This is a genomic window from Paenalkalicoccus suaedae (assembly GCF_006965545.2).
GTDB classification, from domain to species: Bacteria; Bacillota; Bacilli; order Bacillales; family Salisediminibacteriaceae; genus Paenalkalicoccus; species Paenalkalicoccus suaedae.
In genome coordinates this window covers 3487995-3514132 of the sequence record NZ_CP041372.2, presented here as the reverse complement: position 1 = coordinate 3514132, position 26138 = coordinate 3487995, and the positions used below count along the sequence as shown (strand labels likewise).

Below are 26138 nucleotides of genomic sequence, written 5' to 3'. Positions count from 1 at the left end.
GGCGTTTTGAAGGAGGAAAGACGATGAACAAAGGACGGATTACGCAGGTAACAGGTCCGGTAGTAGATGTAAAGTTCGAACGCGGCCAGCTACCCGAGATTTATAACGCGATCAAAGTAACGCGTACCGCTCAGACAGCAGGCGAAGTTGACATCGACTTAACGCTTGAGGTTGCGATCCACTTAGGTGACGATACAGTTCGTACTGTAGCGATGTCGTCTACAGATGGTCTCGTACGTGGGATGGATGCACTTGATCTAGGAAAGCCAATCTCAGTACCAGTTGGAGATATCACGCTTGGTCGTGTATTCAACGTACTTGGAGAAAATATTGATTTAGATGAGCCAATCGAAGCAGGCGTTGCACGTGATCCAATTCACCGCGAAGCACCAGCTTACGACGAGCTTCAAACAGAAACAGAAATCCTTGAGACTGGAATCAAGGTAGTAGACCTTCTAGCACCTTACGTTAAGGGTGGTAAGATCGGTCTGTTCGGTGGTGCCGGTGTAGGTAAAACCGTACTTATCCAAGAATTAATCAACAACATCGCACAAGAGCACGGCGGTATCTCTGTATTCGCAGGTGTAGGGGAGCGTACTCGTGAGGGGAACGACCTTTACTATGAGATGAAGGATTCCGGCGTAATCAACAAAACAGCGATGGTATTCGGTCAGATGAACGAGCCACCTGGAGCGCGTATGCGCGTTGCCTTAACTGGCTTAACAATGGCAGAGCATTTCCGTGACGTAAAAGGCGCGGACGTACTTCTATTCGTTGATAACATCTTCCGTTTCACACAAGCAGGTATGGAGGTATCAGCCCTACTAGGACGTATGCCTTCTGCCGTAGGTTACCAGCCAACGCTATCGACGGAGATGGGTCAGCTTCAAGAGCGAATCACATCGACGAAGAAGGGTTCTGTAACATCTATCCAAGCGATCTATGTACCAGCCGATGACTATACGGATCCGGCGCCGGCTACAACATTCGCCCACTTAGATGCAACAACAAACCTTGAGCGTAAGCTTTCTGAGATGGGTATCTACCCTGCCGTAGACCCACTTGCATCTACATCACGTGCATTATCTCCTGAGATCGTTGGAGACGAGCACTATGCTGTTGCCCGTGAAGTACAGGTAACGCTTCAAAAGTATAAGGAGCTTCAGGACATTATCGCGATTCTTGGTATGGACGAGCTATCTGAAGAAGATAAGCTAACGGTTAGCCGCGCGCGTCGTATCCAGTTCTTCCTATCTCAAAACTTCCACGTAGCCGAGCAGTTCACTGGTCAGCCAGGTTCTTACGTGCCTGTTCAGGAAACAATCAAAGGCTTCCGTGAAATTCTTGACGGTAAGCATGATGACGTTCCTGAGGACGCATTCCGTCTTGTTGGACGTATTGAAGATGTACTCGATAAAGCGAAGCAAATGCAATAAAAAGTGATTTTCCTTACAGAGAGTGTTTTCTCTCTTAAGGAAGTGTCCTTTCGACGAAGGAGGATGAACGGTGAAGACGATGCAAGCAAACGTCGTCACTCCAGACGGCAGCGTATTCAGCGGCCAAGTCGAGATGGTAAGCGTACGTACGGTTACTGGTGAGCTTGGAATACTTCCAAATCACTTACCACTCGTTGCGCTTCTCGCAATCGGTTCGGTTCGAATCAAAAAGGATTCAGAGATTCACCTTATTGCAATTAGCGGTGGCTTCATGGAAGTACGCCCAGATGAGGTAAACATTCTAGCAGAGTCTGCTGAACTACCGTCGGATATTGACGTAAATCGTGCTCGCGCAGCGAAAGAACGCGCCGAGAAACGCCTAAAAGAAGCTAAACAAGACAATTTCGATTTCAAACGCGCAGAGCTCGCTCTAAAGCGTGCGGTCAACCGCCTCGACGTATCAACAGGAGAAGGCAACCGTTAAATCAATATTGTTCATACAGAGAAGGCTCGCGCTTATGCGCGGGCCTTTTTGTGTGGAGCGTGTTGGTGGGAGTTATCACAGAATGCGGTGCAGTTATCACGAAACTGATGAGAGTTATCACATTATATGGTGTAGTTATCACAGAATGTGGAGGAGTTATCACAGAATGGGGGTCAGTTATCACGAAACCGAGATTAGTTATCGCAAAATACAGTTTAGTAATCACAAGAATGCGACCAGTTATCACAAGATCGGAATCGAAATAAAGACCCAGCTTCTAAATCTAAAGTTGCTATGTGCTACTACCACAAAAGAGATTTTGATACAGTGGCAGTTGAGCAATAGATCGGGTTTTGCTTTCCGTCATACTGTGATCTCGGCTCAGTTAGAAGCAGGGACGAATGATCGAAGGGCATAATCAGATAACCATTCACAAAAAACAAATAAACAAAGGCCATAACTAAATAAGCACCCCATCCCCCAAACTTCGACGATATTTTCCAATAAAAACACATCGCCGAACCTCCACAAATGTTTCCACATAAACAGACATAATCTGTCAGTGAACGACGAACAGTGTAATGCAAGCTTTACCTTTATGAGAAAATAGGTAGATTTGACATATTCGTGGTTTAAAATTCAGGTAAAAAGTGAAATAGAACACCATTGAGTCCATTGCTCATATAATAATACTAACTAATACAGCTAAGAAAATAATTAAAATTGCCGTAACTTATATAGAAAAATATCGACTATAACAGCGTGCAGGTTTTAATTAAACAGCACACTACGAATATGTGTGCGCAAGGAAAGCGCTTCCACTACAAATGAACAAGCAATTTGGGAAAAATGAATCAAAAGCACTACAAATTTCCGCTCTTTTCGAGGGGAAAAAACCTAGCCAAGCGCAGTAGTTTCGGCTAAGATTAACAATGTGTCCAATTGTGCCCAAGCACATGTTTCGGCAAAAGAGGACATAGTTCGTAAAAGAAGAAACGTAAAGGGATAACGGAGGGACGACGTTGTGATTGACTCGATCGGACAGCAATCTTTATTTAACATATTGATCAGCTTGATGGTCGTCACTGTAGTTTGGTGGTGCGTGCAATCATTTCGCTTTGATTTATTTGTGAAGGATCCCGACGGTATAAAAGCGAAAGGTCTGATGATTATCTTTACCATCGCCTTAAGCCATCTCGTCACGAGTTTCTTACTTAACTATTTAAACTGGTCGACTATGATTAGTGATTTGTTTTAACGCAGCACTTAGCCGATAATTCCATACATGAATGATTGGTATAAGGGCAAAATGTTGTTAAAGAAATGTTGAGCTGACGGAATTTGATTTTGGTTTTTAGAATGGCAACATGGCCGTTCTATGTCATTTTATGCACCCGCGGCGCGCGAAAAATGGACTAACTATTGATACCAAATAAATGAATATATGGATGCCTACTACAACGCAGACATTAGCCTAGCACGGGAAAGATAATGACGGAATACGAATAACATAAGAAATTGGACGCGGAGGGGAATATATTGGAAAAAATTATCGTACGCGGTGGCAAGCGATTACAGGGTGAGGTGCGCATTGAAGGCGCAAAAAATGCTGTATTGCCTGTTATTGCCGCATCTATTTTAGCTAGCAAGGGAACAAGTAATATCTATGATGTACCTGCATTAGCAGATGTATTCACAATCAATGAAGTGCTTCGTAACTTAAACGCAGAAGTAAGCTACGACGGTACAAATCATATACAAGTAAATGCAGAGGACACGCTTGCAGTAGAGGCTCCATTCGAATATGTACGTAAAATGCGTGCATCATTCCTAGTAATGGGACCACTTCTAGCACGCACAGGACATGCACGAATCGCACTTCCTGGAGGATGTGCAATTGGATCACGTCCTATTGATCAGCATTTAAAAGGCTTTGAAGCAATGGGAGCAGATGTTGAGATTGGCAACGGCTTTATTGAAGCAAAAGTGAATGGACGTCTTCAGGGAACAAAGATTTATCTTGATTTCCCAAGCGTTGGCGCGACAGAAAATATTATCATGGCAGCTTCTATGGCAGAAGGAACAACAATTTTAGAGAATGCCGCTGAAGAGCCAGAAATCGTATGTTTAGCTAATTACATCAACGCAATGGGTGGTAAAGTACGTGGTGCTGGTACAGGCACTATTCGCATCGATGGAGTAGAAGAGCTTCACGGGGCGGATCACGTTATCATTCCAGACCGTATTGAAGCGGGTACTTTTATGGTAGCAGCAGCTATCACTGGTGGCGACGTTCGCATTGATAATGTACTTCCAGAACACCTACGTCCTGTTATTGCTAAAATGATTGAAATGGGCGTGGAAATTCAAGAAATCGAAAATGGACTACGCGTTATTGGTCCTGAGAAATTAAAAGCAGTTGATATTAAGACAATGCCACACCCAGGTTTCCCAACTGATATGCAAGCACAAATGATGGCTATGATGAACATGGCTGAAGGTACGAGCGTAGTGACTGAGACTGTTTTTGAAAATCGTTTTATGCACGTTGAAGAGTTCCGTCGCATGAACGCGAATATCAAAATTGAGGGTCGTACATCCATCGTTAATGGTCCTGTTAAGCTACAAGGTGCAGAGGTATCTTCTACAGACCTACGTGCTGGAGCAGCGCTTGTATTAACTGGACTAGTTGCAGATGGTTACACGCGTGTTACTGAATTGAAGCACATTGATCGTGGCTATGTGAACTTCACAGAAAAGCTAGCGGCACTTGGTGCTGATATTGAGCGAGTAAATGATGATGCAGTTGTTCAGACTGAAGAGAAAGTAGAGTCAAACGCGGTATCATAATATTCCTATACGAACGTACGGTGCATCGACATAATGTCGGTGCACCTTTTATTATGGAAACTAGTTTAAGTTCAAGTGCCTTAGCTCTCTGAGCTAAATTGCTTAGGTGCAATGTAGTTTAAATCTGCTCTCCGAGCTGTCAGCCCTGCGAACACTCTACGACATCCATAGGGCCGGTCTTTGAGCTTCCTCGTCAGCAGGAGTCGACTTTCGTCTCCTCCTAAACGCTTCCTGTGGGATCTCAAAAACCTCATACCCCTATGGATTGTCTCCGAATGTTCTCCGGGTCTGCCAGCTCTCTGTTTGTTTTAAAAGTGCTTAACAAAATAGAGATAGACGTTTCAAAAAAGAGCTAATTTACTTAAAGTTGCACTGAATATATTTTATTTTTTAAAAAGAAGTAGCTGAATTCATTTCGTATATGTATGGAGATCAGTGTTTGAAAATGCACTATAATTTTCTCTTCACTGAGGTTTTGCTTTTATTTTGGTCTAAACTTTGTCCTAAAGAAGCTAAAAAGGAGGCAGACTCGGAGAGTGCTCGGAGACAATTAGCAGGATAAGGCTGGAGATGAGACCTCGCAGGAAGGCGTTTAGAGGGAGATGGTAGTCGACCTCTGCCGACGAGTAGGCTCAGATTCAGACCCTGCTAATGTCGTAGGGCGTTCGGAGAGCTGACTCTTCTTACCTTATGATCTAATAAGACTGAACAAAACGAGTTAGCCCTTAATCAACATAGCTCGAAGAGCTGAGGCACTTGAACTAAACTAGTTGGCACTTTATTAATCTGGATTATTTCCCGGGAAAGAATGAGTGTTCCCGTCTCTATTTCCCGATTTCCCTTTGTATAGTTCGTCCATTCCTTGCATAGGATGGAGACAAAGGGAGGTGCTATATGAAAAAACAAAACAAACATATTAAAAAGTATTTACTTACGCTATTTGTAGGGCTGATTCTTATTCTGTTGCTTCCTGCGCTTCTCGTGACAGTGCTACACACAGACAACGTTGCGTCTGAACCAAATGGACAAGCTGTAATGAAAGCAGTACATAAAGCGGATGACGTGCAAGAACCGACTGTATCTATTACACGATCAGAAACGAATGAATCAGAGGAACTAGCTTTTGAAGAGTATATTATTGGCGTTGTAGCAGCAGAAATGCCGGCTTCTTATGAGGAAGAAGCGTTAAAAGCGCAGGCTGTTGCAGCACGAACGTATTTCCTAAGGCAATTATTAGATGGACAAGATGTGACGGATACAACAGCGCACCAAGTCTTTAAAGACGAAGCGCAGCTTCGCGAGACCTGGGGCAATGAGTATGATACGTATTATACGAAGATCCAACATGCCGTAATTGCGACTCAGGGAGAAGTCTTAACGTACGAAGGTGAGCCCATAGTTGCGACGTTTTTCTCGACAAGTAGCGGGAAAACGGAAAATGCAGAGGACTATTGGGGAGGCGCGTTGCCGTACTTGAGAAGTGTAACGAGCGACTGGGATTCGTCGTCGCCGAAATATGAGAAGGTTTATGAGGTTTCTCACGAAGAGGTAGCAAGTGGGCTTGGGGTATCTGTCGGTGGGCGTATCAGTGCGCTCACGGAGGGTGGTGCTGTTGCAGAGTTTGAGATCGGAGGCAAGACGCTGACTGGGCGTGAGGTACGTGAGAAGCTTGGGCTCGATTCGAGCGCGTTTGAGTGGGTAGAGAGTGCGACTGGGGTCACGATCACGACTCGTGGCTGGGGTCACGGCGTTGGGATGAGTCAATACGGGGCGAATCAGATGGCGCTTGATGGGCAAAAATATGAGACTATTTTGCATCATTATTATTCGGGAGTAGTGGTCGAGGATGGTTATGGAGGAAAATTTAAAAATTAATTTGTAATAAATGTATATATTCTCACCAAATGGCGACAATGGTTGCTGAGGTGATGAAAAAATGAAATCAAATCAAGAATCGAATTCATTTAAAACAAAAATCAGTCGGGTAATGAAGCAGCGTTGGGCAATGCCGGCTCTCTATTTGACAGTATCGGCCATTGCACTGACAGCCTATATGGGGATGACATCGCTAAATAACGAGCAAGCTAGCGAGGCGCCTCCAGAGGCAGAGGTAAACATGGATGATGCAGCGTATGAGGATAACAATGAGCTTGAGGATGCTGTCCCTGTAACAAGTCACGAAGAGCCAGAGACATTCGCACTGCCAGCGCAAAACGTTGATGTTGTAGGAACGTTCCATGAGTTTGATGCTGATGAAGAGACGTTAGAAAAGGCGTTCGTCCACTACAATAATTACTACTATCAGAACAAAGGTATTGATCTTGCTTCTTCTGAGGGTGAAACATTTGATGTAGCAGCTTCCATGAGTGGCCGTGTCGTAAAAGCAAATGAGGACCCGCTGTTTGGACAAGTTGTTCACATCGAGCATAAAGACGGTGTTGTCTCTATTTATCAGAGTCTAAGTGATGTAACAGTTGCTGAGGGTGATGAGGTAGAGCAGGGTGACGTAATCGGTCAAGCTGGACGCAACAGATATAATGAGGAAGCGGGCGTGCATGCGCACTTTGAGATCCGTAAAGATGGTATTCCGTTAAATCCGATGGATGCGATTGATCAGCCAATTACGTCGTTGCCATCAGCTCCTGAAGGGGAAGCTAGTGAGGCGGAATCAGAGCCTACGCCGTAAGGGTGTGAGTACCACGCGTTATGTTAATTAAGAACCAACTAGTATAAAGATTACGTGCAGCTCTCAGAGCTGTCAGGTCTCCGGATCTGCCAGCTTCGAGAGCTTTTTTCGTTTGGGTGCAGTGGTTATGATGAGGGTACTCTTGATTTTTGTGAGAAGGCTCTTAGCAATTTTAAGGTAAGGAGTGTCGCGTACGCAGAAGAGAGATTGCGTACGTAGAACGGAAAAAGCGTACGCAGGGACAAAATCGCGTACGCTTTTACATGCTTAGCAAAAAAAGTTCTGCAATTCAACTTGCGCCGAAGCTACCTCCACTTGTCCTCTAAACACTCGGTCTATCTTCCCTCCTTTTCTCATACGATGTATCAGACCGACATCACGAGAGTGTGCGCTAATGGCGCGCCGACATTAGGAGGCGAAGGATGTGCATGACTACATCAAAGAGCGAACGATCAAGATTGGAAGGTACATCGTAGCAACAAAAAAGACGGTCAGAACGATAGCAAAAGAGTTTGGGGTATCAAAAAGTACGGTGCATAAAGATTTAACAGAGCGGCTTCCTGAAGTACATCCGGAGCTGTATAACGAGGTGAAAAGTATTCTCGACTACCATAAAGCGATTCGACATCTTAGAGGGGGAGAAGCGACGAAAGTGAAGTACAGGAATCGGAACGTCCAGTCAAAAAAGCGCCCATTACAACCTAATTAGTGAAAGGGTGGAAGGAACCTTAGCACGCATCAATAATAACTAAAAGCCTTCCCTAAAAACCGTGACTTTTCACGGTTTTTTTCGTTTTTGTCCGTTGTCGAAAAAAACAGGCAAATTCTATTTTCTTATATGTGGAAACTTGTGATAAAATGTTAAGATGAGGAGAATAATGTAGGAAGCTGTCCCTGTGTCTTAAGAAGTGGGCATACATAGGTAAAACCTGCTATTAAATGATCTCCATCACTAACACGTACGTGTTTACTAATACCTTTTAGAAATAAACTAGCGTCTTTTACTCCGATGTAATGGATGCATACAAGTAATTATAAAAGTAGCATAGACTAAGTTTCTTAACGAAGCAATTAGGAGGATACATTTATGTTTGGACGGGATATTGGAATTGATTTAGGTACGGCGAACGTACTTATTCACGTGAAGGGGCGCGGGATCGTACTCAACGAGCCATCGGTTGTTGCGATTGATACGCAGACGAAGCGCGTGCTTGCAGTCGGTGAGGAAGCATTCCGCATGGTTGGACGTACTCCAGGTAACATCGTAGCGATTCGTCCGTTAAAGGACGGAGTTATTGCAGACTTTGACACAACAGAATCGATGCTAAAGCATTTCCTAGCAAAAATTAAGGTGAAGGGCTGGTTTACGAAGCCTCGTATTTTAATTTGCTGCCCGACTAATATTACCTCCGTGGAGCAAAAGGCGATTCGTGAAGCGGCTGAAAAGAGTGGCGGAAAGAATATTTACTTAGAAGAAGAGCCAAAGGTAGCGGCAGTTGGAGCAGGCATGGATATTTGGCAACCGAGCGGGAACATGGTTGTTGATATCGGTGGCGGAACGACAGATGTTGCGGTGCTATCTATGGGGGACATCGTAACGGCAGAGTCCATTAAAATTGCTGGTGATCGCTTTGACTCAGACATTTTAAATTACATTAAAAAGCAGTATAAGCTCCTAATTGGAGAGCGTACTGCTGAAAATATTAAAAAAGAAGTTGGAACAGTATTCCCTGGAGCTCGCGATGAGAAGATCGAGATACGCGGACGTGATATGGTAAGTGGTCTACCTCGCACGATCGAAGTAGGATCAGAAGAAATTCGTATTGCGATGGAGGAAGCAGTGATGCACATCGTGCAAGCTGCGCGTAATGTATTAGAAAAAACACCGCCGGAGCTTTCTGCGGACATTATAGACCGCGGGATCATTATTACAGGCGGCGGGGCTTATTTACACGGAATCGACCAGCTCTTAGCGGAAGAATTAAAGGTACCAGTTTTAATCGCAGAGGATCCAATGCACTGTGTTGCAAATGGGACAGGCATTCTCTTAGAGAATTTAGATAGAGTCAACCGTAACCGAATTCGCGTATAACGATAAAGAGGTGAGTAATCAATGCTTAGAGGATTGTACACAGCTGGAGCCGGTATGATTGCGCAACAGCGTCGTCAGGAAATGCTGACAAACAACATGGCCAATATAAACACACCAGGTTACAAAGCAGATCAAGCGACGCTGCGCACGTTTCCTAATATGCTAGTCGAAGCGATGGGCACGGATCAGCGCTTTGGACGTGAACGCGTTGGGGAACTGACAACAGGTGTATATCTTCAGGAGCGCTTGCCTGACTTTAGACAGGGTGGTCTGCTTGAGACGACTAACCCTACCGATGTCGCGCTCATGCAAGGTGTTGTGCCACAAACAGAGGATGGCGACGATGCCATGTTAGCCTTCCAGGTTCAAAATAACGATGGAGAGATTCGCTATACTCGCAATGGTAACTTTGCGATTGATGGACAAGGCTTTCTCACGTCTCCTGAGGGCAACTACATTCTTGGCACAGACGGCGAGCCAATCGCGGTCCAAAATGAGCTCTTCCGCGTCGAGCGTAATGGCGAGATTATTGATGAGGACGAAAATATCGTTGGACAAATAAACGTAGTTGTTATCTCAGATACAGCACAGCTAGTTAAAGAGGGACAAGGCTTCCTTCGCTATGATGGGGATGAGGACATTGTCACTGCTGTAGGTAATCCAGACACGACATATCAACTACAACAAGGCTTTGTCGAAGGCTCAAATGTTAATCCAGAGCGCTCTATGACAGAAATGATGGCAACACTCCGTTCATTCGAAGCGAACCAGAAGTTTTTACAAGCATACGATCAAAGTTTAGAACGTACCGTCAATGATGTCGGTCGAATTGGCTAAGGGGGCATAATACATGAATCAATCGATGATTAACTCATCCGTTACAATGGGACAGATTCAGCATAAGCTTGATACAATCGGTAACAACCTTGCAAACGCCAATACGACTGGCTTTAAACGTAGGGAAGCATCATTCTCAGATTTGTTATTCCAACAGGTAAACAACCAGCGTGTTGGACCTTACGAAGCTGGCAGAGAGTCACCAGAAGGAATTCGCCGCGGTAGTGGTGCGGTTATCTCTCAAACGGCGTTACGTTTTGAGCAGGGTGATATGCAAATGACAGAGCGAGACCTGGATGTCGCACTAACGGCTCCTGGCTACTTCTTCGAGGTTTCACCCACAGAGAATGGAGAAAGACGCTTTACGCGCTCTGGATCCTTCTATTTAAGCCCTGTACCAGGGGTAGAAGGGCAGAATAATCTTGTGAATCAGCAAGGAGAGTTCGTACTTGGAGCTGATGGCAACCCAGTTGTCCTACCAGCAAATCCGTTCCAGCTACGTATCAACGAATCAGGTGTAATCTCAACGGTTGATATCGATGGTAACGAAGAAGAGGTAGCAACACTTCAACTTGTAAACATTACGCGACCTCAGCTTCTTACTAGCCTTGGAGAAAATTATTATACGTTTCCTAACCTAGACGATTTAAACCTCGCGATGGAAGATGTGATGGAGGAAGGTGTCGATGCACAGGTTGTGCAACAGGGAGCACTTGAAATGGCCAACGTAGACACGGCTCGTCAGATGGCAGACATGCTATCGGCACAACGTTTTTATCAGTTTAATTCAAGCGCGATCCAAATGACGGATCAAATGATGGGTATGATTACGAATCTGCGCTAATAGCTTGAGGCAAGGGGACGGAATGCATATGTCAAATGAGACAGAGAAGAACTCACGCAAGGCGCGCCGCCTAGAGCGTGAGGCGGAAGAGAAGCGTAAAAAGAATAATAACGAAGCTTCTATAGAAGAAAGCGGCGATGAAGAGGTTGAGGAGTCTAAAGGCTCTAAAAGCAAAAAGAAGCCTCGTAAACGAAAAGGCCGCTTTCGCATCATCCCAATTTGGATTCGTATTATTCTAGTCATCGCAGCGCTTTTAGGTAGCTTAGTTGTCGGTGCAATGGTGGGATATGGCATTGTTGGTGAAGGAGATAATCCAACTGATGTTTTAAATCCAGAGACATGGTACCACATCTACGATATTATCTTTGACGGCACGCAGTTTGAGCGTGAAAGATAGTACAATGTCAAAACAGCTTACTTCTATAGAGGAGTAGGCTTTTTTGTTTTTGAGTGGAGAAAGGGCGAGGGAGGTGGAGGACAAACCAAGTGCCAGCAGGCGCAAATTAGGCTAAATTAATGCATCCTTCAATTGATTCCATGTAACAGCCCTTACGAGTGACGCACTTTTTCTTTGGATTGATGCAAGCAGCACTCGAAGTGATGCATGGGGACCTTCACTTGACGCAAACCAAGTTGCTTGTAGCAAATATATCTACATAAACGCACTCGCATTTCTTTCTCGCACTTCCAAAATCATATGGTACAATTAACACCAGGTACTAAATGTTCGAAGGAGGAGTTATAAACATGCTTTCAATTGAAGAAATCAAAGATATTATTCCGCACCGCTATCCATTTTTACTTGTGGACCGTATTTTAGAAGTGGAAGAGGGGAAGCGCGCAGTCGGCATTAAGAACGTGACGGCTAACGAGGAATTCTTTAACGGACACTTCCCGGATTATCCGGTTATGCCTGGCGTACTCATCATCGAAGCCTTGGCTCAGGTGGGAGCTGTTGCGATGCTCAAAAAGGAAGAAAACCGTGGCAGACTAGCATTTTTTGCAGGGATCGACGGATGTCGCTTCAAGGGACAGGTGAAGCCTGGTGATCAGCTTCACTTAGAAGTCGAGATGACGCGTTTACGTGGGACAATTGGCAAAGGTAAGGCGATTGCCAAAGTGGATGGCAATATCGTTGCTGAGGCAGAGCTTATGTTTGCTCTAGGCGAAAAACAAGCTTAATGCGTGACAAAAAACAGATGAGGCTTTTGCTTCGTCTGTTTTTTCTGTGTATACTTATTGTAATCATTGGAAGAGAGGATGATGAAGGATGGCCCGGTCACATGCGCAAAAGGTACGTATGAAACAGGTTCGAGAAGGAAAGTTTGATCCAGAAAGAATGCGCAGTCCATATATAAATAGGGATCTGCGAACGAGAAAGACGAAGACTAAACAGGATAAGCTGCGACAGCAAAAACATAAGAACGATCATCTTCGATATGGAGACGATGGTTCTTTTTTGTTGTCCACGTATATTGATAAAAAGGTTGGTCATACTAATATGGCGTAAAGAATCGCAAAGCACGAAGTACCGAGTTACCACACGTTACCCATATGAGGCCATGATAAATCGCGATTTTTGCGTGAGTTTGTGACAAGAAAATGGGAGGGTGTGTATAAAATGTGGTACTTCCTCTAAAAGGGTCATAATATGTTTTGGTTAGGTCGAATCGTGTAATAGACACAACAGAACAGTTGCTAAGAAAGTTTTTAGCGAGTGTCAAAAAATCAACGAGAGTCTCAGGAGGTAGTAATCATGAAGAAAAAGTTTCTTGTCTCTGCATTGTCGAGTGTATTCGCGATTGGCGCATTAGCGGCATGCGGAAACGCAGAGAATGATCCGGCAGGAAATACTGGCATCAACGATCCCGTAATTAATGAGGATACGACAGAGCCAGCTAATGATCCAATGGAAGAAGAGCCGATGAATGAGCCGGCAGATAATGGCATGGAAGATGAACCAGTGAACGACGGTATGGGAAATGATGATTTAACTGACAATGAGTCAAACATGTAAGCAATTGTTCGGCCTGTACCGATAAAATAAAAACTTTTAAAAAACCCTAGGAGGAATTTAATCATGAAAAAGAAACTAATGGTAACAGCACTTTCAGGAATGTTCGTAGTAGGTTCACTAGCAGCGTGTGGAGATAACACAGAAAACGACCCAATGAACGCACCAGCAAATGATCCAGCAACTACAGACAATGGTATGGAAGATAACACAATGAACGATGGTATGGAAAACGACACGATGAATGATGGCATGGAAAATGATACAATGAACGACGGTATGGAAGACGATACAATGGAAGATAATACAATGAACGATGATATGGAAGATGACACGATGGAAGACGATACAATGAACGATGACATGAACGACGACACAGACATGTAATTTCGGTTTTACCCAAATATAGTATAAACATTTCCCCCTCAGAATTGTTTATATCGACCGCACCTATTCAGGTGCGGTTTTTAATATTCCTGTAATAAACCTGTTACACAATATTTACACACGATTTGACAACATTATGAGAAAAAATGGAATAGTTTCTAAAAGCAGCAGATACTATTGTCCCAATTAGTTCGTCGCGGTAAGATGGTCACAGCTCAGAAAGAGCAAAAAAACTGTTTGCCGAATGTTGAAGTTCGCAAACAAATGGAGTTTCACAGGAGGATTTTCTAATGAAAAAAGTTACTTTATCTTTACTAACAAGTGTATTTGCACTAGGTATGCTAGCAGCATGTGGCGGAAACGACGCTGACAACACAACTAACGTAGAAACAAACAACGGAACTGAAAACGTAGAAGTAGACGTTAACGACAACACTTCTAACGACGTTGATGTAGAAGTTGACGAAGACACTGATGCAGACGCAGACGCAGACGCTGAAAATACTGATGCTAACGCTGAAGTAGACGTAGACGTAGAAGACAACGAAGAAGCTGCTGAATAATTTAAACTTCTAAGCCGACCCTTGGGTCGGCTTTTTATTATGACTGAATATAAAAGGAGTGGGTATTTTGGGGAGGGGCACTCTCTTATGGACTTGCGAATTCCATAACTCTGAAACACGAAACATAAAATTAGAATGGGGAACATAACTTCAGAATGAGGCACATAACTAGCGAAAGCTCAGGCACGAAGTCCATAACTCCATAATGCGGAACATAACTCCAAGACGGTGCACATAAACTCCTCCATAAGGAACATAACGCGATAAACCACTCTCACTATGTCCACAATCCCGAACTCCAAATTGCGAAAACCACACGCGGAACGAGCTTTTCACAGCACGACACTACATTATCCTTGATCACTAAAAGCAAACGTATTTATTTTCACGTTCTATCTTCGTGTAAACCCAACGACAGCTAGATGATAAAAATAATCAATAAAAGTACTGATTATAGAATCCTCTAAATGGAAAGAACACTTCTATACCCTCCTGTTCTACTGACAAAACCTCTAAAACTTCATCAAATGTCCTTAATAATTTTCTGAAAAAATGATCTAAAAGTACCTAGCACCTAATCTCAAGTCGAACGATAATGGAAGAGTATTCGTTTAAATGGACGTATTTTAAGCAAAAATTCTCCAAATTGCGCGAGGAGGCGAGTCTATAGTGGTAAGGAAGTCATATGTACGTACCGCACTTGTATCAGCATTTGCAGCAACGGGGGTATTCGTAGCAACACCAACCTTAGCAGAAGCAGCCTTTGGTGATCGTACTCTTTCACTTGGGACTAATCATCAGGATGTGACAACACTCCAGGAAATCCTAAAGGAAAAAGGGTATTACACGCACCATACCATCACAGGAATATTCGGAGACCAAACAAAGCTCGCGGTCGAAGCATACCAGCGCGACAACGGACTCGCGCCGGATGGAGTAGTAGGACCTAAAACGTTCTCCTTATTGAACGGCTCGGTGATTGAATCACAAGAAGTCGCAAACGAAACTATCTCGGTCGCAAGTCAATCTGCCCAAACAATGAATGCTCAACAGATTTTACGAGCTGGTGCAACTGGAGTGGAAGTGACGAAGCTACAGACAGCACTTGCGCAAATCGGCTTCTATTCTTCAGCAACAACGGGAAGCTACGGAGATGCAACAGTTAACGCCGTTCGCAACTTTCAGCGCGCAAGAAGTCTTACAGCAGACGGAATCGCAGGTCCACAAACACTCACGCAACTTAACAGAGAAATCTCCGCTAGTCAGACAGCGCAAACCGTAGCGTCTAATCCAACTGTCTCAACATCCAGCACGGTTCTCCGTCTCTGGTCAGAAGGGGCACAGGTAAGAACGCTTCAAAATAGACTGCGTCACCTTGGTTTCTATACTGGCGGATTAACAGCGATCCTTGGTCCAAAAACGCAGGATGCGCTAAGGAGCTTCCAACGCTCAGCAGGCATAACAGTTGATGGACTAGCTGGCCCTCAGACGTTTGCAGCGATTGAGCGGGCAGTCTCTGGACAAGCCCCTGTAGCGACGCCAACGCCAACTCCGGCCCCATCGCAGCCGGCTAGCCAGCTCCTACGCATGTGGTCAACTGGAGAAGCGGTTAGAAGCCTGCAGACGACGCTACGTGATCTCGGGTACTATAAGGACGGCATAACCGCTACCTTTGGACCGAAGACAGAAGCAGCCGTCATGGCCTTTCAGCGTGACAATAATATTCGTGCTGACGGAATCGCTGGTCCAATGACCTTCCGAGCGCTCGAAAACGGCACACCAGCCGTGACAACACCGCCGCCGACACAAACGAACTCACAGACGCTATTGCGAATGTGGACGACAGGCGAGGCAGTAAGAAGCCTTCAAACATCCTTAAAAAACTTAGGCTATTACAATGCAGGTATTACCGGCACATTCGGCCCGATTACCGAAGCGGCCGTGATAGCGTTCCAACGCGACAATAACATTCGTGCCGACGGAATTGCTGGTCCAATGACCTTCCGAGCACTCGAAACAGGCACACCAGCACCAAACGTGCCAGCACCGCCGCAGGTCGATTCCTCCCAGCTCATCAGCATTCTACGCGAAGGCTCGACAGGCGACGAGGTCCGGCTGCTACAAACACGACTCAAAGAGCTCAACTATTACGCAGGCCAAATATCCGGGATCTTTGGGGCAGAAACAACGTCAGCAGTCCGCCAGGCTCAACAAGCCGCTGGAATCAAGGTCGATGGCGTAACTGGACCACAAACATACCGAGCACTCGAAACGCTGGTTCCGCGTACAGGAAATGCAACACCAGCTCCTAGCACTCCAACGCTACGTCACGGAGTTAGAAGTAATGAAGTGCGTGAGCTACAAAATATGCTGAAATCACTTGGACTCTTTTCAGGTACAGCAACAGGATTTTTTGGAGATGTTACGGAAGCAGCAGTCAAACGATTCCAGTCACAGTGGAATTTAGTAGCCGACGGTCTCGTCACGCAATCAACGTGGTTAAAGCTCGAAGAAGCCTCCTCTGTACATATTGGTCAACCGACAAATCCGGTTGGAGGTGGAAGCTTTAACGTTATTAATTTGATCGCCAACGCTTCTGAATTAATTGGCATCCCATACTTATGGGGTGGCACAACAGTTAGTGGGTTTGACTGTAGTGGATTTATTCAGTATGCCTTCCGTATGACGGGGAAACAGCTTCCGCGTACGGTCGCGGAGCAGTGGAACGCTACATCACCAGTGAGCGATCTACGCGTAGGGGACATCGTTTATTTCGAAACGTATCGAACAGGTCCGTCACATAACGGCATCTACATCGGTAACAATCAATTTATCCATTCCGGCAGCTCGACAGGTGTCTCCATAGCAAGCTTAGATAATTCATATTGGAAGCCTCGTTACCTTGGCGCACGCCGTGTAAACTAAAAATTGCCCTGCTCTCCGTTTAGAGAGCAGGGCAAATATTTATTATTGAACGTCGTGTTTAAACTTGATTTCTTCTCCATCTTCAAACTCAACGTCTACATCAAAATCCTCCACGTCACCTTCATCAATGCCGACCGCAGCCAGAATCTCCGATTTCATTTCTCCAATCGATCGGTCCATGGAAATATCAATTTGACCTAGTAAATTTTCGATCTCCTCTATAGCTTCTTGACCAGTAGTGACTGACTCATCACCATTTTCTCGCTCAATTTCCGCCTCCATATCTGTGCGATCATAGTCATAATCCCACTCTTCACCGGAGAATAATTCAATGTCTAGTGTAAATTCAAGAATATCTCGAGATCCTTCTTGGAGCATAGTCTCATGGTCAAAGACAATCTCCTCGCCAGACATATATTTAACCTCTAAATCAAACCCTTCTACATCCTCTGAGTTAACACCGAGAGTGGTAAGCACTTCATCCTTCATCTCTTGAAGTGGTCGCTCCGTGTTGATCGTTAATTCTGTAAGAAGTGTCTCAATTTCTAATGTCGCATCTTCTCCGACGACAGTTTCCGCTCCGCTTCTCTCGATTTCAGAGTCAGTCGGATCATTACTTTCATAATCAAACTCCCATTCCGAGCCATCGATGAATTCGATGTGAAGATCAAATTCGTCTACTGCCTCCGTATCGGCGTCGTTACCTGATGAGTTGGAAGTGTTTGTATTGTTCTCTGTTGTATTATTGGATTCGTTTGACACCACATCACCAGAAGACGCTGTATTAACCTCTGTAGATGTCGTATTATTCGCTGTGCCACAAGCTACTAAAAATAATGATGTGGCAGCCATTAATCCTACTGTGCGTTTCATAATAAAATCATCCTCCTGTGTTTTTGTTATATCTATACCCTACATGAACCAAATGAAAATGTTCTGATAGGAAAATGAGAATTTGATTAGAATTTTTAAGTGGAGTATGTGAATAAAATCACAAAAAAGTAAAAAAGACATGGAAAAAGCGATGAAGCCTTGGGACGGAGGCTAACATCGCTTATTTCCATTTGTTTGGAAACTAGTTTCCGAACATTTCTATCAATAATGATAGGGGGGAGAGATGAAAGTGGTGGTTTCAACTCTTAGTAGAAGTATACCCATGCCCAAAATTAACTAAACATGTTAAACCGAAAAAAATAAAAAAAGTTTTAAACAAATAAAAAACCAGTTCGATTCTGCTTCTAGTAGCAGTGCCGAACTGGTCCACGCAAATACCATTTATCTACCGAATAAAAGGAGGAACGGTAGACAAGCTTTCAACCAATTACGTTTATTATACTAGTAATATCGAGTGATGGAAAGCTTTTACTGAAAAACTACTTATTTTCTTTTAAAAATTGATCAAATTCCACTTTTTCAATTGCTATAGCTCTCGCTGTCAGCCCTCCGGACACTCTACGACATCCATAGACCGTGTGAACGAACACGGTCTGAAAAGCATCACAAAAAGATTGCGGTCTTTGCAAACTTTTTTAGCTAGCCTTGCCGCTGATTTCAGGCTAGCGGTCGATGCTCTATTAATTTGCGCCTCCTGTGGGATCCGGGAGACCTCTTTCCCCTATGGATTGTCTCCGAACGTCCTCCGGGTCGGTAAGCTTGCGTTTGATTTTAAAAAAGTATAAGTAATGTTTGGGCAATTAAGCTTTTATGAACCGTGAACCATGTTTAAATGCCATTCCATTAGTAACTTATAAATAATGGGAAGTTGAGATGCAAAAATCGTTTCCCCTCCAAGCCTTTCATGAAAGCACCGAAGATCAATGACTATTTGTAGGTGTTCCATCTACATTTTCCTTCGATAATAGAAATGTTTTGAGCTGGCTTTTAATGGGAAGAGCGGAAAATACATTGTATATTTGAAGGAGGAAGATGCATGAGTAAAACGATTTTTATCACAGGTGCAGCGAGTGGTCTCGGTAAAGGTACAGCTATTGGGCTCGCGAAGAACGGACATAAAGTGATCGCATCGGTAGAGACGATTTCGCAGGTGACGAGTCTACGCGATGCAGCGCAAGAGGCTGGCGTGGAACTTGAGGTCATTAAGCTGGATATTACAGATAAGCGCGATCAGGAGCTAATCGGCACATATGACTACGACGTGTTTGTAGCTAACGCAGCTATCGGCGAGGGTGGTCCGATCTCTGAGATCCCGGTCGATCGCGTCCGTGCTATTTATGAAACAAATGTTTTTAGTACGCTTGAAAATGCTCAGATTGCTGCAAAGAAATTCGTAGAGAAAAAATCAGGTAAGATCATCTTCCTAAGCTCGGTTGTTGGAATCGTATCGCTCCCTCACTTAGGCGCATATAGTTCATCTAAACATGCGGTAGAAGGCATTGCGAAAGCGATGAAGGAGGAGCTCGAGGAACATGGCGTGCAAGTTGCAACCATCAATCCAGGTCCATTTGAGACAGGCTTCAATGATCGTATGTTTGAGGAAAAGTGGAAATGGTACAGCGAAGACAGCAATTTCACTCCAAAATCATCTATCGAAGAATCGGAAAAAATTCTGGACGAGCAGTACGACCCTCAGGACATGATCGACAGAATGGTGGAGGTCATTGCGTCAGACAGTCATGCGTTCAGAACGGCGTATCCTAAGGATGTTGAAGATCAGATGAAGGATTATGAGCGTGAGACGTGGGAAGCGAAGGTGTAGGTTGCTTAAGTGCCAATCAGTAACTTGAATCAGCTCTCCGAGCTGTCAGCCCTCCAGACACTCTACGACATCCATAGGGTCAGTGTCTGAGCCTACTCGTCAGGAAGATCGCCTTCCTGCGTGGTCTCAGCCGCTGCCTATTCCTATGGATTGTCTCCGAATGTCCTCCGGGTCAGAAAGCTTGCGTTTGATTTAAATTATGCGCAGCTAAACCTCACTAAATTATAAGTTGAGAACTAGAAGGCGGTTTTTCTAAATTGGAAAAATCGCCTTTCTGTTTCTTGTAAAACGGTAGGATAATAGACGGTTAGGATTATCACTACAAGGAGTGGTATGGATGAGTAAACTGTTTGTGGGAGCAGGTGCCACTGTTCTTCTTATGATGAGTGCATGCCAAAATACAGAAGAAACAAGTCCGCCTGAGAATAACAATGAGGGGAATAATGACGTATTCAATTCTACCCCTGAGAATAATGAAGAGGATACTAACCTATTAGGCTCTGCATCTGAAAATGATTTTCAGCTTGATGCTTACGAAAGTGAAGATGATCCGAATATGATAAGAATAGAATTTAGTTATATTGGAGAAGAAGAGCAGATAGAAATCTATCACTATTCACGTATTATGAATGTTGCCCTTGAGCAAAATGACGAAGTGGTGCTTGGAGTTCCCCTCTCTTTAGATGATCTTGTATCTAGTGAGCTGAATAGAGGAGAGCCACTAGTAGAAAGTGTTGCTGCAGATTCTTTTGAACAAGACACTCCTGAACCCGATCAAGAATATACGTTAACTGTCGAGCCTTATTATTATTTAGATGGTAGTGAATCACGAGAGGCGATCAACACTCCAACATTAGAGGTGGATGTTACATTCGACAACGAATAGTATCCCTGTGTGATGTGAGAAAAGGATAATGTAACAAGTATAGAAACTACAAACTACGTTTGAACATAATAGAGTAGGCGCTTATGTTAAATAACTTGTTAAAAGGAGTTGCGATATGGGGATATTCGATTTTCTTAAGAAAAGTTTTCGGCAGGAAGAATCTACAAAAGAAAAATACTGGTCTCTTTCAACGAACGAAGAGGAGATACTCGATCCAACCTGGGAACAAGTGAAACAAGCAGTAGAGGAAGCGACTCCAGAGAAAGCAGTGTTTGCTTCGCTCGGGTACCTTCATTCAGGTAATGAAATCGAAGTAATTCAGGCGATACAGCTGACCGAAGGGAAAAACGGATTTCGATTTGAAGCACTCCCACCAGGCAACTCCTATGACGCGGGAAACGCCTACATTAAAAATGACTTGTCTCTGGACGAAACACTGAAGCTCTTCGAAGAATTCTATCGTTCTAAGAAGGTTTTGGGGTATAAGAACTGGCTCACGGAAAAGATTTAAGGTAGCTACTTTGAAGAGAAACCTCATTATGTTTGCAGTGCTACTTTTTTTCTCATATGCACTACTAGCTCCTTCAGGTGTACGTCGTTAAAGCTCTTTCAAAGCTAGGCAACGACCTAGCGCCTAGTAACCTATAAATAAAGAGTAGTTGAGGTACAAAAACCGTTATCCTCCGGGCCTCCGAAGCGAAGGCTGGCGTCTCCTAGAGGAGCCCTTTCGCGCACCGAAAATCCTTTCAGGCGGCCACTGGACGACTGAAATAGTTGAGGAAGCTCCTCAGGAAAGCGCCAGCCTGGAGCGCAGGAGGACCGGAGGTCCTGCACTTGACCTTGACCTTAATCACTTGACCTTGAATTCAATCACTTGACCTTGAACTACCCCCACTATGGTAAAATAAACTACCAGAACCCTTAACAGAAAGTGGGATACATATGCCACAACCTAAAAAACTCATCAACTCCCTGCACCGCGCCATGACCATCGTCGACCTCTTTACCGAAAAGCAACCAGCATGGAAGCTATCTGAAATCAGCCGTGAACTCGAGCTCAATAAAAGCACTGTCCACGGACTCTTAAAAACGCTCATGCACCATGGTTATATTGCACAGGATCCAGAGAGCGAAAAATATAAACTGGGACTACGCTTTGCTGAAAAAGGTCATCTTGTAATGGCGGGTCTTGATGTGCGGAGAGTAGCCACCCCTTTTCTCCAGGAAATCACGGATAAGTACGGCGATGCGACGCACTTGGCTGTATTGGACGGCGGAGAAGCGGTGTACATCGAGAAGATCGAGGGTCGCTCGGCTATTGGCATGTACTCGCGAGTTGGCAAGCGTGCGCCACTATACTGTACGGCGGTCGGGAAGGTGCTTGCGTCTGGTGAGAGTGAGCGCGTGATCCAGGAGCTTGCCACTCATCAAACGTACACGACGCACACCGAACATACGATAAAAAATATCGAGGAATTCATCACAAGCATTCATCATGTCGCCAAACAAGGCTATGCGCTTGATGACGAAGAGCTAGAGCTCGGTCTGCGTTGCATGGCCGTGCCGATCTATGACCGCGACAAACGCATCCTCGCTGCAATGAGCATCTCCGGCCCGATCGCGAGGATTACCAAAGCGGATCTTCCGACCATCATATCCGATCTAAAAGCACAGGCACAGAAAATATCCGTACAACTAGGCTATTAAGCAAACCCCGTCTTTACTTAGGTGGGGTTTTGTTATACGCTTACACTAATAAGAGAACACAGTTTGATAATATCAAACAAAACAATGAGGAGGCACATGATGAAGCAGCTTGATGCGATGATGGAGATGGATAAGCAGGTGTTTGATCATATACAAACGAGTGCGAAAGGCGCAGACGGGGCACTACCATTAACGGAGGAGATGCTAACGAACTGGTCGAGCGGAGATTTATTTGGGCTTTCACAAAACGTTGGGATGGGCTGGAAGCCAGATCAGCTGATTGGACAGGAAATCCTGATTCTTGGTACGCAGGGTGGCATTAAAAACGAAGATGGCTCGCCGCTTGCACTAGGCTATCACACGGGTCATTGGGAAGTGGATATCCTTATGAAGGAGGCAGCCTCTGAGCTCCGAGAGGGTGGTAATATTCCGTTTGCAGGCTTTGTGAGTGACCCATGTGATGGACGTTCGCAGGGGACGAAAGGGATGTTTGATTCACTTCCGTACCGAAACGACGCGTCAATGGTCATGCGCAGACTCATGCGATCACTCCCGAGACGAAAAGGCGTTATCGGCGTTGCCACATGCGACAAAGGTCTGCCGGCCATGATGATGGCCCTGGCTTCTTCGCATGACTTACCGACGGTGATCGTACCAGGTGGTGTCACGCTCCCCCCAACGAATGGGGAGGACGCTGGCAAAATTCAAACGATTGGTGCTAGATTTGCTAAACAGGAGATTTCGCTTCGTGAAGCAGCGGAGCTCGGGTGCAGGGCGTGTGCAACTCCGGGTGGAGGCTGTCAGTTCCTCGGTACGGCAGCAAGTGCGCAGGTAGTAGCAGAGGCGCTTGGGATGACTGTGCCGCACGGTGCTTTAGCGCCGTCTGGTCAAGATATTTGGAAGCAGATGGCGCGGCAGTCTGTGCGTGCCCTGATGGGAGCTGTTGCTTCTAAGCTAACAACAAGAGATATCATTACCGATGCGTCGATCCGAAATGCGATGGTCGTTCACGCGGCGTTCGGAGGCTCGACGAACCTTCTCCTGCACATTCCTGCATTAGCGCATGCGGCCGGCTGCCGTGTGCCGGACATTGAGGATTGGAAAGAGGTCAATAAACAGGTACCACGACTTGTGAGTGCCCTGCCGAATGGACCGTACGATCATCCAACGGTGCGCGTGTATCTCGCAGGAGGTGTGCCGGAGGTGATGCTGCACCTGCGTGATCTCGGGCTGCTTGATTTAAATGTGGTTTCTATCACAGGGGAGAGGCTTGGGGATACGCTCGACTGGTGGGAGCAGTCGGAGAGGCGCAAGCTGGTGCGTGAGCGTCTTAGAGCGGATGGTATTGATCCGAATGACGTGATCATTCCGCCAGAGAAGGCAAAGGAGATTGGCATGACGTCGACGATCACGTTCCCGAGCGGCAACATTGCGCCGGAGGGGGCGATCGTCAAATCGACGTCGATCTCGCGCGATATGCTCGACGAGTCGGGAGTGTACTATCACAAGGCGCCGGTGAAGGTATTTGCATCGGAGAGCACCGCGATCAACGCGATAAAGTCTGGTGGTATTGAAGCTTATGACATCATGATTTTAGCAGGCTGTGGACCGTCCGGGACGGGCATGGAGGAGACGTATCAGGTCACCTCGGCCCTGAAGCACCTGCCGTTCGGCAAGCACGTCACGCTCATCACCGACGCGCGCTTCTCCGGAGTCTCGACCGGCGCCTGCATCGGTCACGTTGGCCCCGAGGCGCTCGCGGATGGCCCGATTGGCAAGCTCACTGACGGCGATATCGTTGAGGTCACGATCGACTGCGACAACCTCGATGCCTCCATTCACTTCTTGGGGAGAAAAGGGAGTGAATGTACGGTAGAAGAGGGAGCGCGCCTACTAGAAGAGCGCGTGATGAATCCAATCTTAGCACCGCATCAGGACCTGCCGGACGACACAAGACTTTGGGCAGCCTTGCAGGCGGTCAGTGGAGGTACGTGGAAGGGCAGCGTCTACGACGTCGATAAAATTATTGCAACACTCGAAAAAGGCATGCAGGCAGAACCTCGCGAACTCGCAAAGGAGGAGAAATAATGGTACAGACGAATTCGTTTAAAGGTGTTATCCCACCAGTTTCGACAATCGTTGACGCACAAGGGCACTTGGACAAGGTTGGAATGAAGCGGCTGATCGATAATCTGATTGAACGGGGCGTAGACGGTCTTTTTTTCCTCGGAACGGGCGGAGAATTTAGTCAAATGACGCTAGAAGAGCGTAAAGATATAGCAGAATTTACGGTCTCAGCAGTAGACGGTCGGGTGCCAGTCCTCATCGGCACAGGCGCAACAAGCACAAGCGATGTGATTGAGCTCAATAATCACGCTTCAGAGGTCGGAGCGGACGGTGTTGTTGTTATCAATCCTTATTACGTCAAGCTTTCTGACGAAAACTTGTACCAGCATTTTAGCGAAGTGGCGCGTGCCGCTAAGCTGCCGGTGTTTCTCTATAATTTCCCAATTCTGACGGGGCAGGATTTAAGCGCAGATATGGTGCTCCAGCTCGTGAACGAGCATGACAATATCGTTGGGATTAAAGAAACGGTGAAGGATATCGGACACATCCGTGACATGATCGTCACGGTTAAAGAGCAACATCCAGACTTTCGTATTTTATGTGGCTTTGAGGACCTGTTCCTAAATACGTTAAGTCTTGGCGGTGACGGTATTATTGGCGCAACGGGGAACTTTGCGCCGGAGGTGTCTATTGATCTGTATCAAGCTTTCACATCGGGTGATTTGCATAAGGCACTCGAATTGAACGCGACGCTGGCGTATTTACCGGAGATTTACGGACTCGACTCGCCGTTTATGAATGTGATCAAGGAGTCCATTGTGCTATGTGGATTGGATGTTTCTACGGCGGTGCTTGCACCGTCGAGAGATCTTTCTGTGGATAAGAAGGAGAAGCTTCGTACTATATTGACGAAGTGCGACCTGCTTAAAAGCTAACTAGTTCTAAGAGTAGCCCTTCGGGCTAGATTGATTAAGGGCAAACTAGTTTAAATCAGCTCTCCGAGCTGTCAGCCCTTTGGACACCCTACGACATCCATAGGGCCGGCCTTTGAGCTTCCTCGTCAGCAGGAGTCGACTGCCGTCTCCTCCTAAACGCTTCCTGCGGGATCTCAAAAACCTCTTTCCCCTATGGATTGTCTCCGAATGTCCTCCGGGTCTGCCAGCTCTCTGAGCGGGTTAATGAAGTACTGCTTGTACAAAATCAGTTACATATTATATGTATGAACGAGAACTCTTCTACTTTTAGGAGGGTTCTTTTTTTGTTGGGCAAGATATGCATACGGACAAGGTGGAAATGCAGACGGTCAAAATAAATGCACACAGACGAGGGGGAAATGCAGACAGCGCGAAGGGAAATGCACAACAGTAAGATGAAAATGCACGTCGCGGATGTGGAAGTGCAGACGGACAAAATAAATGCACACGAACGAGGATGAAATGCAGACAGCGTGAAGGAGAATGCACACCAGCAAGGTGGAAATGCACGCCACGGATGTGGAAATGCAGACGGACAAAATAAATGCACACGAACGAGGATGAAATGCAGACAGCGAGAAGAAGAATGCACACCAGCAAGGTGGAAATGCACGCCACGGATGTGGAAATGCAGACGGACAAAATAAATGCACACGAACGAGGATGAAAT

At 45.5% G+C, this 26138-nt stretch carries 24 protein-coding genes; 23 read left to right on the top strand and 1 reads right to left on the bottom strand.

Annotation, left to right across the window (positions count from 1 at the left end; genetic code table 11):
* The first annotated feature begins 23 nt into the window (after window positions 1-23).
* The 17 genes from atpD to FLK61_RS17840 all read left to right on the top strand — a co-directional run bounded on the left by atpD (window position 24) and on the right by FLK61_RS17840 (window position 17118).
* Window positions 24-1436: a F0F1 ATP synthase subunit beta gene (gene atpD / locus FLK61_RS17920; RefSeq protein ID WP_176010717.1), complete on the top strand. Its 1413-nt coding sequence runs from the start codon at window positions 24-26 to the stop codon at window positions 1434-1436.
* A gap of 79 nt (window positions 1437-1515) precedes the next feature.
* Entirely contained in the window at window positions 1516-1920 is a 405-nt protein-coding gene (locus FLK61_RS17915) for a F0F1 ATP synthase subunit epsilon (RefSeq protein WP_430708821.1), read from the top strand.
* A gap of 1024 nt (window positions 1921-2944) precedes the next feature.
* Window positions 2945-3178: a DUF1146 domain-containing protein gene (locus FLK61_RS17910; RefSeq protein WP_176010715.1), complete on the top strand. Its 234-nt coding sequence runs from the start codon at window positions 2945-2947 to the stop codon at window positions 3176-3178.
* 281 nt (window positions 3179-3459) lie between these two features.
* Window positions 3460-4770 (top strand): UDP-N-acetylglucosamine 1-carboxyvinyltransferase, encoded by a 1311-nt coding sequence (gene murA / locus FLK61_RS17905; protein ID WP_176010714.1) that lies wholly within the window; start codon window positions 3460-3462, stop codon window positions 4768-4770.
* A gap of 894 nt (window positions 4771-5664) precedes the next feature.
* A complete protein-coding gene (gene spoIID, locus FLK61_RS17900) occupies window positions 5665-6645 on the top strand; it encodes a stage II sporulation protein D (RefSeq protein WP_249777631.1) in 981 nt (326 codons plus the stop codon).
* Between the two features lie 61 nt (window positions 6646-6706).
* On the top strand, window positions 6707-7456 hold the full coding sequence (spoIIQ, locus tag FLK61_RS17895) for a stage II sporulation protein SpoIIQ (protein ID WP_176010713.1): 750 nt from the start codon (window positions 6707-6709) through the stop codon (window positions 7454-7456).
* A gap of 424 nt (window positions 7457-7880) precedes the next feature.
* Complete coding sequence (gene spoIIID, locus FLK61_RS17890; RefSeq protein WP_176010712.1) at window positions 7881-8165, top strand: sporulation transcriptional regulator SpoIIID; 285 nt, start codon at window positions 7881-7883, stop codon at window positions 8163-8165.
* Between the two features lie 378 nt (window positions 8166-8543).
* Window positions 8544-9548 (top strand): rod shape-determining protein, encoded by a 1005-nt coding sequence (mreB, locus tag FLK61_RS17885; protein ID WP_176010711.1) that lies wholly within the window; start codon window positions 8544-8546, stop codon window positions 9546-9548.
* Between the two features lie 21 nt (window positions 9549-9569).
* On the top strand, window positions 9570-10385 hold the full coding sequence (locus FLK61_RS17880; RefSeq protein ID WP_176010710.1) for a flagellar hook-basal body protein: 816 nt from the start codon (window positions 9570-9572) through the stop codon (window positions 10383-10385).
* A 13-nt stretch (window positions 10386-10398) separates the two neighbouring features.
* Window positions 10399-11229: a flagellar hook-basal body protein gene (locus tag FLK61_RS17875; RefSeq protein WP_176010709.1), complete on the top strand. Its 831-nt coding sequence runs from the start codon at window positions 10399-10401 to the stop codon at window positions 11227-11229.
* A 28-nt stretch (window positions 11230-11257) separates the two neighbouring features.
* Window positions 11258-11626, top strand: a complete 369-nt coding sequence (locus tag FLK61_RS17870; protein ID WP_176010708.1) for a DNA-directed RNA polymerase subunit beta — start codon at window positions 11258-11260, stop codon at window positions 11624-11626.
* Between the two features lie 350 nt (window positions 11627-11976).
* Window positions 11977-12411, top strand: a complete 435-nt coding sequence (fabZ, locus tag FLK61_RS17865; RefSeq protein ID WP_176010707.1) for a 3-hydroxyacyl-ACP dehydratase FabZ — start codon at window positions 11977-11979, stop codon at window positions 12409-12411.
* An 88-nt stretch (window positions 12412-12499) separates the two neighbouring features.
* A complete protein-coding gene (locus FLK61_RS17860; protein WP_176010706.1) occupies window positions 12500-12739 on the top strand; it encodes a hypothetical protein in 240 nt (79 codons plus the stop codon).
* 246 nt (window positions 12740-12985) lie between these two features.
* A complete protein-coding gene (locus FLK61_RS17855; RefSeq protein ID WP_176010705.1) occupies window positions 12986-13246 on the top strand; it encodes a hypothetical protein in 261 nt (86 codons plus the stop codon).
* A 63-nt stretch (window positions 13247-13309) separates the two neighbouring features.
* Entirely contained in the window at window positions 13310-13630 is a 321-nt protein-coding gene (locus FLK61_RS17850; RefSeq protein ID WP_176010704.1) for a hypothetical protein, read from the top strand.
* A 290-nt stretch (window positions 13631-13920) separates the two neighbouring features.
* Complete coding sequence (locus FLK61_RS17845) at window positions 13921-14193, top strand: hypothetical protein (RefSeq protein WP_176010703.1); 273 nt, start codon at window positions 13921-13923, stop codon at window positions 14191-14193.
* 669 nt (window positions 14194-14862) lie between these two features.
* Window positions 14863-17118 (top strand): C40 family peptidase, encoded by a 2256-nt coding sequence (locus tag FLK61_RS17840; RefSeq protein ID WP_176010702.1) that lies wholly within the window; start codon window positions 14863-14865, stop codon window positions 17116-17118.
* A gap of 42 nt (window positions 17119-17160) precedes the next feature.
* Here the strand turns inward: FLK61_RS17840 and FLK61_RS17835 are convergent, their stop codons facing one another.
* On the bottom strand, window positions 17161-17991 hold the full coding sequence (locus tag FLK61_RS17835) for a YusW family protein (protein ID WP_176010701.1): 831 nt from the start codon (window positions 17989-17991) through the stop codon (window positions 17161-17163).
* A gap of 1057 nt (window positions 17992-19048) precedes the next feature.
* Here FLK61_RS17835 and FLK61_RS17830 point away from each other — a divergent pair.
* The 6 genes from FLK61_RS17830 to FLK61_RS17805 all read left to right on the top strand — a co-directional run bounded on the left by FLK61_RS17830 (window position 19049) and on the right by FLK61_RS17805 (window position 25429).
* Window positions 19049-19834 carry an SDR family oxidoreductase gene (locus FLK61_RS17830; protein ID WP_176010700.1) on the top strand — a complete coding sequence of 262 codons (786 nt, stop codon included), beginning with the start codon at window positions 19049-19051 and terminating at the stop codon, window positions 19832-19834.
* 337 nt (window positions 19835-20171) lie between these two features.
* On the top strand, window positions 20172-20720 hold the full coding sequence (locus FLK61_RS17825; RefSeq protein ID WP_176010699.1) for a hypothetical protein: 549 nt from the start codon (window positions 20172-20174) through the stop codon (window positions 20718-20720).
* Window positions 20721-20835: 115 nt separating this feature from the next.
* The gene (locus FLK61_RS17820) at window positions 20836-21231 is read left to right on the top strand and encodes a hypothetical protein (RefSeq protein WP_176010698.1); all 396 of its coding nucleotides are present in this window, start codon (window positions 20836-20838) and stop codon (window positions 21229-21231) included.
* A 431-nt stretch (window positions 21232-21662) separates the two neighbouring features.
* A complete protein-coding gene (locus FLK61_RS17815) occupies window positions 21663-22427 on the top strand; it encodes an IclR family transcriptional regulator (RefSeq protein ID WP_176010697.1) in 765 nt (254 codons plus the stop codon).
* 96 nt (window positions 22428-22523) lie between these two features.
* The gene (locus FLK61_RS17810) at window positions 22524-24515 is read left to right on the top strand and encodes a YjhG/YagF family D-xylonate dehydratase (RefSeq protein ID WP_176010696.1); all 1992 of its coding nucleotides are present in this window, start codon (window positions 22524-22526) and stop codon (window positions 24513-24515) included.
* Entirely contained in the window at window positions 24515-25429 is a 915-nt protein-coding gene (locus FLK61_RS17805) for a dihydrodipicolinate synthase family protein (RefSeq protein WP_176010695.1), read from the top strand. The genes FLK61_RS17810 and FLK61_RS17805 overlap by 1 nt, the downstream gene beginning before the upstream one ends.
* Window positions 25430-26138 lie beyond the last annotated feature (709 nt).